The sequence below is a fragment of the [Empedobacter] haloabium genome, assembly GCA_008011715.2.
GTDB classification, from domain to species: domain Bacteria; phylum Pseudomonadota; class Gammaproteobacteria; order Burkholderiales; family Burkholderiaceae_D; genus Rugamonas; species Rugamonas haloabia.
The window spans coordinates 4,976,975-4,990,219 of sequence record CP136508.1; the positions used below are offsets into that span (position 1 = coordinate 4,976,975).

The following is a 13,245-nucleotide window of genomic DNA, read 5'->3' on the forward strand; positions in this document are numbered from 1 at the left end:
ACGACGGAGATCCAATGAAGCACAAGAAAGTGGCAGGCGCCGTGGCGCTGGCAGGCATGGTCGCCGCAATGGGTGCGGCAGCGCAGGACACGGTCGTCAAGATCGGCCACAGCGGCCCGCTGTCGGGCGCCCAGGCGTTTTCCGGCAAGGACAACGAGAATGGTGCGCGCCTCGCGATCGAGGAGCTGAACGCCAAGGGCGTCACGGTCGGCGGCAAGAAGATCAAGTTCGAGCTGGTCTCCGAGGACGACCAGGGCGATCCGAAAGCCGGCGTGTCGGTGGCGCAGAAGCTGGCGGACGGCGGCGTCAAGTACGTGGTCGGTCCCTACAACTCGGGCGTGGCCATTCCGGCCGCGCGCGTCTACAGCAATGCCGGCATGGTCGTGGCCAGCGTGGCATCCAATCCGAAATTGACCCAGCAGGGCTACAAGAACCTGTTCCGCGTGAACGCCAGCGATACCCAGCTGGGCTCGAAGATGGCGCTGTATGCCGCCAAGGAGCTGAAGGTGAAGAACGTGGCGGTGATCGACGACCGTACCGCGTTCGGCCAGGGCCTGGCCGAGGAATTCAAGAAGCAGGCGCGCGCCTCCGGCATGACGGTGGCGGGCCACGAATACACGACGGATAAATCGGTCGACTTCACGCCGATCCTGACGCGCCTGAAGTCGAAGAAGGTCGAAGCCATCTTCTTCGGTGGCTACGCGCCGCAGGGCGGCCCGATGGCGCGCCAGATCCGTCAGCTGGGGCTGAACGCCAAGCTGCTGGGCGGTGACACGATCTGCACGGCCGAGATGGGCAAGCTGGGCGGCGACGCCGTGGGTCCCAACGTGCTGTGCTCGCAGGGCGGCGCCCTGCTCGACAAGGCCGCCAGCGGCCCGGCCTTCAAGGCCAAGTTCAAGAAGCGCTTCAACGCCGAGCCGGACGTCTACGCCGCTTCGTACTACGACGCCGTCAACCTGTACGCCCAGGCCATGCAGCAGGCCAATACCGTCGACCCGGTCAAGGTGGGCGCCGCGATCGCCGCCGGCAGTTACCAGGGCGTGGCCGGCAGCTATGCGTTCGACGCCAAGGGCGACATGAAGTCCTCGCCGGTGACGATCTTCACCTTCAAGGGCGGCCAGCCTTCGGCCATCACCAGCTACTGACAGGCGTCAGGCAGCGGGGACAGGCACCTGTCCCTGATGCCGCTGAGTTAAAGACGTGAGACATGTCTGGCCGCAGGCGCATTCTTCCACCCCGACCGGAAACTGGGTCAGACCCGCCGGGTCTGACCCCGGCTCTGCGCTTCCGGGTGCAAAGACGTTGCGGCAGGCTGAGAAACTTCCTTAACCTGGCGGCATCGGCATCGGCACCTGTCCCTGGCGTTTGCTGCGCTACGCAGCCACCTTGTGCGTCTCGAACGCGCCGCTCTCGCGGCCGAAGAATTCCAGCGCCTTGACGTTGTTGCGGCCACTGCTCTTGGCGGAATACAGCAGACGGTCGGCCGTGTCGACCAGCAGCTCCTGGGCGAAGCGCTGCTCGACCAGGGCGAAATTGACGGCGGTGACGCCGAAGCTGGCGGTCACGCCAACGACGCGTCCTGGCGTTACCTCGGTGCCGGAGCCGATCAGCGCGCCGCGCATGCGTTCGGCCAGCTGCACGGCGCCGCCCAGGTCCGTTTCCGGCAGTACGATCAGGAATTCCTCGCCGCCGTAGCGGATCACGCTGTCGATGTTCTCGCGCGTCATGGAGCGAAGCAGGTTGGCGAACGTGATCAGCACCGCGTCGCCCGCCGCGTGGCCGTAGGTGTCGTTGATGGCCTTGAAGTGGTCGATGTCGCAGATGACCACGGCCAGCGGCTGCCGGAAGCGGCGCGCCCGCGACAATTCCATGTTCAGCAGTTCCTGCTGCAGGTAGCGGCGGTTGTGGCAGCCCGTCAGCGGGTCGCGCTCGGACAGGTTCTTCAGGAACGACTGCACCCGGAACTCCTCGCGCCGGATCAGCGCGTAGCGGTGCGCCGCCATGCAGCCGAAGCCGTTCGCCAGCACGAGCAGCATGATCATCGTCACCAGTTCGGTATCCGTCAGGCGATCCAGGTAGATCACCAGGCCGACGAAGACCGTCGTCGCGACGATCCCGATCGGCAGCGCATAGGCGATCCGGTTCGGAATGTACAGGTAAACCACCAGGGCCATGATGGAGATCGCCATCGCGTGCCAGGGCGTCTCGTCGGGGCGGTACAGCACCACCAGCATGAAGGTGCTCATGCCGATGATTTCCGTGACGCTGGCGCCCAGCCAGATGCGGCGCACCGAATGGGGATACCAGTACGTCATCGCGCAGCTCAGCAGCGCACTGACCGCGACCGAGATGCGGCCCAGCAGCAGGATCAGGGCGTCGTTGCCGGGACCCAGCGCCAGCACGTCCGTCAGCGCGAAGGCGACGTAGAAGGTGGCGCAGAACAGCAGCGCCAGGCGCACCTGCGACTGGGTACGCGGCAGCTGGTGGCGGTTGAAGTGGGACTCGATGGTCCGGTCCCGGAATTCGGCGCGCAAGCGCGAAATATTGAATGCCGCATCGTTGACGAGTGGTGGCAAACGCGCCTCCTTGTGTTCCAACATGCCCGCGACAGCGCGGGCAAACGGCTGATATTGTAATACTAGTTTGTTGCTTTAAGTTCACTAAAAATCACGCTCGGTACAAATATTTTGCTGCGATGCGACAAGCTCGGCCATTGGTCCTGACCACTTCCCGAGGCGGTGCGCTTGCGGTATCGTCATCGCGACATGCGCATGACGTCCAGGCGAAGGTTTGAACGCCTGAGCGCGGGGTGCATGGCAGCGTTGCCAGGCCAACGGTTCGCGCCGATAATCGCCGTCACTTCACGACATCGACTCGCATGGATAACCTCACCGCTGTCCGCACCTTCCTGCGCGTGGTGGAAACGGGCAGTTTCGCCCGCGCCGCCGATACGCTGCAACTGCCGCGCAATACCGTCACCAAGCTGGTGCAGCAACTCGAGGCGCACCTGCGCATCAAGCTGTTGAACCGCACCACGCGACGCGTATCGCCCACCAGCGACGGCACCGCCTATTACGAGCGGATGGCGCGGCTGGTGGAGGAATGGGACGAGGTGGAAGACGAGCTGGCGCGCGCCCGCAGCCATCCGCGCGGCCGCCTGCGGGTGGACATGGGCACCACCGTCGCCTCGCTGCTGCTGATGCCGTCGCTGGCGGCGTTCCACGCGCGCTATCCGGACGTGCAGATCGATATCGGTGCCAGCGACCGCCCGGTGGACCTGGTGGGCGAGCGGGTCGATTGCGTGATCCGTGCCGGCACGGTGACAGACCCTTCGCTGATCGCGCGCCCGCTGGGCAGACTGCCGCAGGCCGTCTGCGCCAGCCCGGCCTACCTGGCGGCGCATGGGGTGCCCGCTCACCCGTCCGAGCTCGAGGATGGCCACACGCTGATCCGCTATGTCTTCGCCGGATCGAACCGCTTCCAGCCGCTCGCGCTGGCGCGCGGCGACGAAACCGTGCAGGTGAAAGGCCGGCACTTCGTCTCCGTCAACGAGAGCGGGGCGCTGTTGTCGGCCGCGCTGGCCGGGTTGGGCATCATGCACGCGCCGGCGTTCATTTCGGGACGCCACATCGACAGCGGCGCGCTGGTACCGCTGCTGGCCGGCTGGCGCGGTCCGGATGTACCGCTGCACATCATCTACCCGGCCAACCGGCACTTGAGCGCGCGGGTACGCGTCTTCGTCGACTGGATGATCGAGTTGTTCCGCGCCAGCCCCTACACGCTGCCGCCCGGTCCGCCGCGCGCCTGACTTTCCTGGAGCCGGGATGGCTGCAGCCGGGCGACGAACCAGCGGCCCGCCGGTCCGGGCGGCTGGTCCTTGCGGTGGATCGCGTGCATCGAGAAGCCCGGTCCGCGCGTGGGGCTGGTCTCCAGTTCGATGCGTACCAGCGCACCGTCACGCAGGTCGCCTTCGACCATGTGCAGCGGCATGTGGCCCCAGCCGAGACCCGCGCGCAGGAACGAATGCTTGGCGCCCAGGTCGGCCAGCCGCCAGGTCTTGTCCGATACCACCCCGAAGTTGCGGCCCTGCGTCAGCGACGAGCGGTCCGTCAGCACCAGCTGCACATGCTGCTCGGCGACCTTGCGCAGCACCACGCCCTGGACCTGCGCCAGCGGGTGGCCCGGCGCCACCACGGTCACGGCGCCGACGTCGAGCAGGTATTGCGACACGCAACCGGCCGGCACGTCCGGCAGCGAACCGATGATCGCGATCCGGCACTGGCCCGCCAGCAGCGGCTGCACGACGGCCCCCAGCGCTTCGACGTACAGCCGCAATGGCGTGGACGGGAACTCGCGCTGGAACGCCTGCACCGCCGCCGTCAGCGTGGCGATCGGGAACATCACGTCCACCGCCACGGCCAGTTCCGGCTCCAGCCCTTCGGCCAGGGTGCGGGCACGCGCCTTGAATGCGTCCATGCTGCCCACTGTCGCGCGGGCTTCGTCCAGCAGCGCCCGGCCCTGCTCCGTCAGCACGGGATAGCGGCCGGTGCGCTCGAACAGGGAAAAGCCCACTTGTAGTTCGAGGTTGGCCAGCGTATGGCTGACGACCGATTGCGCGCGGCGCAGGCGCCGCCCGGCGGCCGAGAAGCTGCCCTCCTCCGCGGCGGCGATAAAGGTGCGTAACTGGTCCAACGACAGCGCGTCCAGCATCCATCTACTCCTTGGATTCAACGTATCGAATTATATCGGCTACCTGGATCGACCGGCGAGGCCCAGGATGACTGCATACCACTTGGAGAAACCCCATGAATGCTCGTCCCGATTCTGCCGCCACGCGTCCCATCAGCTACCGCACCAGCGGCCGGACTGGCGGCGGGGTCACCCGCCTCGTCAGCCCTGGCGACCTGGGCCAACACATCAAGCCGTTCGTCTTCGTCGACCTGTTCGAGCTGGCATCGAGCCGCCACAAGATGGGCATGCATCCGCACTCGGGCATCGCCACCGTGACCGTCATCCTCGACGGCGCGCTGGAGTACCGCGAAAGCACCGGGAGCCACGGCATGCTGCCGGCCGGCGGCATCGAGTGGATGCGCGCCGGCGGCGGTGTCTGGCACGAGGGTGGACCTGCCGCCGGCGGCGCCGTGACCGGCTTCCAGCTGTGGCTCGCGCTGCCGCCGGAAGACGAGAACGGCCCTGCGCAAAGCATCTACCTGGCGCCGGAACAGGTGCCGTCGGAAGGTCCGGCCCGGGTGGTGATCGGCCGGCACGGGACAGCCGCCAGCCCGATTGCCCCACGCGCTCCGATCAACTACCTGCACGTGACGCTGCGGGATGGCGAGATCTGGCGCTACCAGCCGCCGGCGGGCCACGACGTCGCCTGGGTGGCGGTGGGCCGCGGCGCCGTCGACACGGCCGGCACCACACTCGAACGGGAAGTGGCCGTGTTCGAGCAAGGCAGCGGAGAACTCGTCTTCACGGCGCGCGGCAAGACCGAGTTCGTGCTCGGCTCGGCGCCGCGCCATCCGCACGACCTGGTCACCGGATACTACTCGGTGCACACCAGCCAGGCCGCGCTGGAACGTGGCGAACGGGAAATCGCGCGTATCGGCGCGCGGTTGCGCGCCGGCGGCTTGCTGTAACGCGCAAAAAAGCCGCGCGGCCAATAACCGTGCCCTGCCAGCGCAAGACCGCGACAGCCGCGGCACGGTCCGGACGATTATCCTCGCGTAGGGAACAGTGGAGTACCAAATGGCGCGTTTATCACGCCTACCGATCGCTCTACACTGATCCCATCAGCGCAGGAAACGCGCTCCAACGTCAACCAGGAGAACATCATGACCACCACAACAGCCACCACCAGCACCACCGCCACCATCAAGACCGTCGGCATCATCGGCGCGGGCGCCATCGGCCAGGCTTTCGCCAGGCAGCTGGTCAACGCCGGCATCGACGTCATCCTCAGCAACAGCCGCGGCCCGGACTCGCTGGCCGCCGTGGTCGACGGCCTCGGCCCGCATGCCAGCGCCGGCACGCCGCGCCAGGCCGCCGAAGCCGATCTGGTATTCGTCAGCGTCAACTGGTCGCGGCTGGAGGAAGCGCTGGCCGGCATCGACTGGAATGGCCGCATCGTCATCGACGCCAATAACCCGGTACTGCTGCCGGGCTACCGGCTGGCCGAACTGGGTGGCCGCAATTCCAGCCAGGTCTTCGCCGGCCTGGTGCCCGGCGCGCGCGTGGTGAAAGCGTTCAACACGCTGCTGGCGAGCGTGCTGGCGAGCGATCCGCGGCAGGGCGGCGGGCGCCGTGTGGTGTTCCAGTCCGGCGACGACGGCGCAGCGAAAGCCGTCGTGGCGGGCCTGATCGAGCGCCTCGGCTTTGCCGGCATCGACCTGGGCAGCCTGGCAGTGGGCGGCGCCCTGCAGCAGTTCCCCGGCGGCGTGCTGCCGGCCGTGAACCTCGTCAGACTGGGCTAACGAACTGTTTGCAAACGACTTCGTCGATTACACGGCGCCGCCTGGGGTAAGGCTTGCTGGCGGTGATCTGACGGACAGCGCCGGCACGGGACAGCAAGGTCCCGACAGCCGGCGCAAGGGCGTGGCAGACGGCCTGGCCGCGCCGCGCGATGATGCCGCCATCGACAACGATGAGGAGCATCATGAAACACATCGCCATTGCCATTGCCGCGCTCTCGCTCGCGCCCCAGGCCTGGGGCGCGCCCGCCCGCCAAGCCGCCAGTCAACTGCGCCGCATCCGGCCCGGCCAGTCCGGCCGAACCGCACCGCGACTGGATCATGACGGGCTGGGAGCGCGACGCGGGCGACCTGGACTTCAACTTCCGCATCGACCTGGCGCGCTGGTATGACTTCAGCGCGACGGACCTGAGCCTTTCCGACGATTTCGACCTCGACCTCGACCTGCGCGTGCGCGCCACCGCCGGCGATTACGGCAAGGTCTGGCACGCCCTGGTCCCGAAGTTCAAGAGCGTCCACCACACTGCCAGCCAGTCCCCGCCCAGCGGGCGCTCCTCGACGACCGCCTCGTCCGACACGATCCACACCAGCATCGGCTCCGCCACGGCCGGCACCACCACGGGCTCCTGCACGGGGCATGTGGGTGAATCTCGCCATGGATATCGTCCAACCCACGCGCCTTGCGCTCGCGCAGCAGCTCGCCGGGAACATAGTCCTTCAGCGCTGCGACCGAAGCCGGGCATCCGACGCCTCCGATTGGGTATAAGGCGATGACAAGCGAATACCGCTGCCTTCTAGATCCATACTAAAGATAGATACATCGCATCTATTTATATAGGCTATCCAGATGGCTCGTGACGACCTAAGATGGCTTCAACGCTGCAGACAAACCAAGGTGTGCGGCAAAACCCAACCACGCTGAAAAGAACCATCATGACTACCTTCTTCTCCAACAACGCCGGCACCAACTCCTTCGTTCCCGCCATCGGCCGCGCGCTGCTCGCGACCATCTTCGTCATCAGCGCGATCGGCAAGATCGCCGCGCCAGAAGCGACGATCGGCTACATCCAGTCGGTGGGCTTGCCGTTCGCCACGCTGGGTCTTGCGATCGCCATCGCGGTCGAACTGGGCGGCGGCCTGCTGCTCGTCCTGGGCGTCAAGGCGCGCGCCGTCGCCGCCGTGCTGGCAGCGTTCTCGATCGTGACGGGCCTGGCGTTCCACCACGCCATCGGCGACCAGAACCAGCTGATCCATCTGCTGAAGAACTTTGCGATGGCCGGCGGCCTGCTGCAAGTCGTGGCCTTCGGCGCCGGCGCCTTCAGCGTCGATCAGCTGCTGGCCCGTCCGGCCGCCCGCCAGCTTGCTTGAATGACCTCTCCAGCGAAAGCCGCGCGGTTCTCCGCGCGGCTTTTCACTAACTTGAAGCAAGACGGCACCGAGGACCGTTGTTAGATGGATGCGTTGAACTTTTAAAAGCGCAACTGGGAATCACGCAAACCAATTTGTACTCCCAAGTTCATTGCGTTCGAAAAATCGACAAGATCTTCGTTCCCGCTCGCGAGAGTATCACGCAACTTGCTCTGAACTGACGAACTCAGCCTCGTATAGTACGAACGGCGTCGCTGCCGCCAGGAAGATAGCCAGATCGAAACCGGCGGTACACGCATGCCGACAACGTACCGCAGTCACAATGCAAAAAGGGCCACCCGCTTGGGTGGCCCTTCTCGCTTTTTTGGTGCCGCTGACCGGAATCGAACTGGTGACCTTCGCATTACGAATGCGCTGCTCTACCGACTGAGCTACAGCGGCTAAACCTGGAAACCTGTTTAACCTTGTTTCGTTTCGATCAGTGCTGCATCGAAAGAGGCCACATTTTAGCAACTGATCTTGCCGTTGACTAGGGTCTGATGCGAAATTTTTTCAAATTTCCCACAGGCCCAGCGCCAAGCCGCATGAATCCTCGTGCTCAGGCGTGGTGGTAGCCGGTGACTACCGCCACCTCGTCACGCGAGCCCAAGAAGACCGGCACGCGCTGGTGCAGCTTCTCCGGCTGGATGTCGAGGATGCGGTGCTTGCCGTCCGTCGCCATGCCGCCGGCCTGTTCGACGATGAACGCCATCGGATTCGCTTCGTACATCAGGCGCAGCTTGCCCGGCTTGCTCGGGTCGCGGATGTCGGCCGGATACATGAAGATGCCGCCGCGGTTCAGGATGCGGTGCACGTCCGCCACCATCGAGGCGATCCAGCGCATGTTGAAGTCGGTGCCGCGCGGGCCCGTGCTGCCGGCCAGCAGTTCGTTGATGTAGCGCTGCACCGGCGGGTGCCAGTGACGCTGGTTCGACATGTTGATGGCGAATTCCTTGGTTTTCGCCGGGATCTGCATATTGCGCTGCGTGAGCACCCACGAGCCCATTTCGCGGTCCAGGGTGAAGCAGTTGACGCCATTGCCGGTGGTGAGCACCAGCATCGTCTGCGGGCCGTACACGGCATAGCCGGCGGCGACCTGCTTGCTGCCGGCCTGCATGAAGTCCTGCTCGGTCGGCGTCGTCATGCCTTCCGGCGCCTTCAGCACGGAGAAGATCGTGCCGATCGAGACGTTGACGTCGATGTTCGACGAGCCGTCCAGCGGATCGAACAGCAGCATGTATTCGCCCTTCGGATAGCGGTTCGGGATCGGATGGATCGACTCCATCTCTTCCGATGCCATCGCGGCGAGGTGGCCGCCCCATTCGTTCGCTTCCAGCAGGATCTCGTTCGAGATCACGTCCAGCTTCTTCTGCACTTCGCCCTGCACGTTTTCCGATTCCAGCGCGCCCAGCACGTCGCCCAGCGCGCCCTTGCCGACGGAGTGGCTGATCGTCTTGCACGCGCGGGCCACCACCTCGATCAGCAGGCGCAGTTCGGCCGGGATCGTGTTGTGCTGGCGTTGTTCCTCAACGAGGTGTTGAGTAAGACTGATTCGTTTCATGAAGTCCCTTGGGTTGGAAAATAAAAAACCGTGCGCGCGGCGCCACCGGCGGTGGCGCGCGCGTCTATGTTCGTGTCGATGTCAGTTGGAGAGCGCCTTGCTGACCACTTCCAGCACGTCGTTGGACAGCTTCTGCGCGCCCGCCACCTTCTCCAGCGCCGTGCGCATGTGCGCCTGCAGCGCCGGGTCGTACCGGCGCCAGCGGTCCATCGTGCGGGCGAAGCGCGCCGCCACCTGCGGATTCAGGGCATTGAGCTTGATGACGTGCTCGGCCCAGAACTCGTAGCCGCTGCCGTCCGGCGCATGGAACTGCGCAGGGTTGCCGTTGCAGAAGCTGAACAGCAGGCTGCGGGCCCGGTTCGGCGTCTTCAGCGTGAAGGCGGGATGCTGCATCAGTTCGCGCACGCGCGCCACGTCGGTAGCCGGCGCGTGGGCCTGGATGGCGAACCATTTGTCCACCACCAGCGCCTCGTGCTCGAACTGCTCGTAGAAGCTGCGCAGCGCCTGTTCGGCGTCCGCGCCGCTGTGGATCAGCGCGACCAGCGCCGCCGCGCGGTCGGTCATGTTGGTCGCATTCTCGAACTGGCGGCGGGCCAGGTCGATGACGTGCGCGTCGGGCGCGGCGCACAGGTAGGCCAGCGCCAGGTTCTTCAGGCCGCGCTTGCCGGCCGAGACGGCATCCGGACTGTATGGCCCCGGCGTCTCGTTGGCCGCGTAGGCGTTCAGCAGCTCGGCGCGCAGCACGGTGGCGATGGTCTTGCGCATGAACTGGCGTGCCGTGTGGATGGCGCGCGGATCGACCACGTCCATCTGGTCGGCCACCACCGATTCGGACGGCAGGATCAGCGCCTGCTCGCGGAAGGCGGCGTCCAGGCCGTCGTCCAGCAGCAGCGCGCGCTGCGCCGCGATGAAGCCGTAGTCCAGCTCCAGCTCGGCGCCCTGCTGGACGGCCGCGGTCAGCTTCAACAGGCGCGTCATCGCCAGGCGCTGCCCTGCTTCCCAGCGGTTAACCGGGTCGCTGTCGTGGCGGAACAGGTGCACCAGTTCGTCGTCCGTGTACGGATATTCCAGGATCACCGGTGCCGAGAAGTCGCGCAGCAGCGACGGCGTGGGCGCTTCCCGGATGGCCTCGAAGCGGAAGGTCTGCTGCGCTTGCGTCAGCTCCAGCACGACGGTGGTATCGCCGTTCTCGTTCAGCGCCAGGTCGAAGCCGTCCGCGCCCAGCAGGCCGACGGCGACGGGGATATGGAACGGCAGCTTGCTCGGCTGGCCCGGCGTGGGCGGGCAGCGCTGCGCCAGAGTCAGTTCGTACACCTGGCTTTGCGCATCGTAGCTGGTGCTGGCCGTGACCACCGGCGTGCCGGCCTGGCTATACCAGCGCTCGAACTGGTCCAGGTTGCGGCCGCTGGCCGACGCCATGGCGGCGCGGAAGTCGTCGCACGTGACGGCCTGCTCGTCGTGCCGCGCGAAGTACAGGTCCATGCCCTTGCGGAAGGCGTCGCGGCCCAGCAGGGTCTGGTACATGCGCACCACTTCGGCGCCCTTCTCGTACACGGTCACCGTGTAGAAATTGTTGATCTCGACGAACGAGTCGGGCCGCACCGGGTGCGCCATCGGGCCGGCATCCTCGGGGAACTGGGCCTGGCGCAGGGTGCGTACCTGGTCGATGCGGGTCACGGCGCGGCCGCTGGCGGTGCCGATCATGTCGGCCGAGAATTCCTGGTCGCGGAATACCGTCAGGCCTTCCTTCAGCGACAGCTGGAACCAGTCGCGGCAGGTGACGCGGTTGCCGGTCCAGTTGTGGAAGTACTCGTGGCCGACGACGGCCTCGATGCCGGCATAGTCGACGTCGGTTGCCGTGGCCGGATTGGCCAGCACGAACTTGGTGTTGAAGATGTTCAGGCCCTTGTTTTCCATCGCCCCCATGTTGAAGTCGCCCACGGCGACGATCATGAAGCGGTCCAGGTCCAGCTCCAGGCCCCAGCGCTCCTCGTCCCAGCGGATCGAGTTCTTCAGCGACTGCATCGCATAGTCGGTCTTGTCCAGGTTGCCATCCTCGACCCACACCTGCAGCAGCACTTCCCGGCCGGACTGCAGCGTGTACGTCTCTTCCTGGCAGACCAGGCGCGCCGCGACCAGCGCGAACAGGTAGGAGGGCTTCCTGAACGGGTCTTCCCACTTGGCGTAATGACGCCCGTCGGGCAGGTCGCCCTCCTCGATCAGGTTGCCGTTCGACAGCAGCACGGGATATTTTTCCTTGTCCGCACGCAGCATCACCGTGTACTTCGCCATCACGTCGGGGCGGTCCGGGAAGTAGGTGATGCGACGGAAGCCTTCGGCCTCGCACTGGGTGTAGAAGCTGCCGTTCGAGACATACAGGCCGGACAGGGTCGTGTTGTCCTGCGGCACGCACGTCGTCTCGATTTCCAGCACGGCATTGAGCGGCGCGGCCTTGATGGTCAGCGTGTTCGCCCCCAGTATGTATTGACCCGGGTTCAGTTCGGTGCCATTCAGGCGCAGCGCCACCAGTTCGATATCCTCTCCATGCAGGACGAGGTCGCGACTGTTGCTGTCCGGATTGTGGCGCAGGGTGACGCGGTTGGCCACGATGGTGCGGGCGGGATCGAGATCGAAGCCCAACTCCACGGTTTCCACCAGGTAGCTGGGCGGGGTGTAGTCTTTACGATAGATCGTCTGCGGGCTGTCGGTTCTCATGGGGTCGCCGGAGGGAAGGACAAAAGGATATTTTACCAACACCGGCAAGGGGCGACGTCCGATTCTTTTCAGCTTTCCCGGCGCCCGTAACATTCTGTAATAATCGAGCGCTGGCAAGGCAATGGAATTACACTGAATTCTGTAAAAAACCGTTTATACAAAGCATCACAACAGCGTATTTGGGGGAAGATCATGAAATGCTTGGCCATCCTTGCCGCAGCGGGCGCCCTGCTGCTGACCGGGTGCGCGTCGACGATCCGCAGCGATGTCACCGTGTTCCACCAGTGGCCCGCGCAGCTGCAGGAGAAATCGTATGTCTTCGGCACGCCGGCACCGGCCGAGGACACGCTGGAATACCGCAGCTACCAGGAGCTGGTCGCCGCGCAACTGGACCGGCTGGGCTTCAGCCGCGCGGGCTCGCCGGGTAGCGCGAAGCTGCGCGTCGACATGTCGTTTTCCACCACCGACCGGCCCACGCGCCAGTTGCAGGTGATCGATCCCTACTGGTCGATGTCGCCCTACTGGGGCCCGTACGGCTGGCCGTACCGCGGCTACTACCCGTCGCGCTACCGCTACCGCTACTTCGGCTTCCGGCCCTATTACGACCCGTGGATGTTCGGCCCGACCGAGTACCGCGAAGTCATCGTGCACAACTACGAGCGCAAGCTGAACGTGCAGATCGCCGACATGGCCGGCAGCAAGCTGTATGACGTGACGGTGCAGAACACCAGCCGCCGGCAATCCACGCCGCAGGTGATGCCGCTCTTGGTGCAGAGCGCGTTCAAGGAGTTCCCGGGCGAGAGCGGCAAGGCCAAGCGGGTCGAGCTCGAGTTGCAATGACCACCGGTGACAGGCACTAATGCCGCTGATATGTATTGGACCTGTCAACGCTTTTCGTAAAAAATCGTTTTAGCACAGCGTGCTGGTAGCAGAACGGGCGGCATTCCGACGGTTGATCAGTCTGATATGCGCGGGTTGGGTACCGCATGACAACCGATTCGTCGGGGAGCTGCCTCGCTCTAAGTTGGAGGATCAGTCCATTGCTGGCTGCCTCATAGCGGCACCGAGGGTTCTCCCACCGTTGCCCATTCT

At 65.3% G+C, this 13,245-nt stretch carries 11 protein-coding genes and 1 tRNA gene; 7 read left to right on the forward strand and 5 right to left on the reverse strand.

Annotated features, from left to right (window positions below; all coding sequences use genetic code 11):
* Positions 1-14 precede the first annotated feature (14 nt).
* A complete protein-coding gene (locus E7V67_021755; GenBank protein WUR12303.1) occupies positions 15-1,145 on the forward strand; it encodes a branched-chain amino acid ABC transporter substrate-binding protein in 1,131 nt (376 codons plus the stop codon).
* A 228-nt stretch (positions 1,146-1,373) separates the two neighbouring features.
* Here E7V67_021755 and E7V67_021760 read toward each other — a convergent pair whose 3' ends face one another.
* Positions 1,374-2,576, reverse strand: a complete 1,203-nt coding sequence (locus E7V67_021760) for a GGDEF domain-containing protein (protein WUR12304.1) — start codon at positions 2,574-2,576, stop codon at positions 1,374-1,376.
* Positions 2,577-2,878: 302 nt separating this feature from the next.
* On the opposite strand from E7V67_021760, the gene E7V67_021765 reads away from it, so the two are divergent.
* Entirely contained in the window at positions 2,879-3,808 is a 930-nt protein-coding gene (locus tag E7V67_021765) for a LysR family transcriptional regulator (GenBank protein ID WUR12305.1), read from the forward strand.
* On the opposite strand, the gene E7V67_021770 is transcribed toward E7V67_021765, so the two are convergent.
* Entirely contained in the window at positions 3,775-4,710 is a 936-nt protein-coding gene (locus E7V67_021770) for a LysR family transcriptional regulator (GenBank protein ID WUR12306.1), read from the reverse strand. The two genes, E7V67_021765 and E7V67_021770, sit on opposite strands and share 34 nt — an antisense overlap.
* Positions 4,711-4,805: 95 nt before the next feature.
* On the opposite strand from E7V67_021770, the gene E7V67_021775 reads away from it, so the two are divergent.
* The 4 genes from E7V67_021775 (at position 4,806) to E7V67_021790 (ending at position 7,838) form a co-directional block, all read left to right on the forward strand.
* A complete protein-coding gene (locus E7V67_021775; GenBank protein WUR12307.1) occupies positions 4,806-5,639 on the forward strand; it encodes a pirin family protein in 834 nt (277 codons plus the stop codon).
* A gap of 147 nt (positions 5,640-5,786) precedes the next feature.
* Complete coding sequence (locus tag E7V67_021780; protein WUR16327.1) at positions 5,787-6,473, forward strand: NADPH-dependent F420 reductase; 687 nt, start codon at positions 5,787-5,789, stop codon at positions 6,471-6,473.
* Positions 6,474-6,791: 318 nt separating this feature from the next.
* Entirely contained in the window at positions 6,792-7,244 is a 453-nt protein-coding gene (locus tag E7V67_021785; GenBank protein WUR12308.1) for a hypothetical protein, read from the forward strand.
* A gap of 159 nt (positions 7,245-7,403) precedes the next feature.
* Positions 7,404-7,838: a DoxX family protein gene (locus tag E7V67_021790; GenBank protein ID WUR12309.1), complete on the forward strand. Its 435-nt coding sequence runs from the start codon at positions 7,404-7,406 to the stop codon at positions 7,836-7,838.
* Positions 7,839-8,203: 365 nt separating this feature from the next.
* Here E7V67_021790 and E7V67_021795 read toward each other — a convergent pair.
* The 3 genes from E7V67_021795 to pepN all read right to left on the reverse strand — a co-directional run bounded on the left by E7V67_021795 (position 8,204) and on the right by pepN (position 12,153).
* Positions 8,204-8,279, reverse strand: a tRNA-Thr gene (locus E7V67_021795).
* Between the two features lie 157 nt (positions 8,280-8,436).
* Positions 8,437-9,438 carry a class 1 fructose-bisphosphatase gene (locus E7V67_021800; protein ID WUR12310.1) on the reverse strand — a complete coding sequence of 334 codons (1,002 nt, stop codon included), beginning with the start codon at positions 9,436-9,438 and terminating at the stop codon, positions 8,437-8,439.
* Between the two features lie 81 nt (positions 9,439-9,519).
* Complete coding sequence (gene pepN / locus E7V67_021805) at positions 9,520-12,153, reverse strand: aminopeptidase N (protein ID WUR12311.1); 2,634 nt, start codon at positions 12,151-12,153, stop codon at positions 9,520-9,522.
* A 192-nt stretch (positions 12,154-12,345) separates the two neighbouring features.
* Between pepN and E7V67_021810 the strand changes: the two genes are divergently transcribed.
* Positions 12,346-12,993 (forward strand): DUF4136 domain-containing protein, encoded by a 648-nt coding sequence (locus tag E7V67_021810; GenBank protein ID WUR12312.1) that lies wholly within the window; start codon positions 12,346-12,348, stop codon positions 12,991-12,993.
* The last annotated feature ends 252 nt before the right edge of the window (positions 12,994-13,245 follow it).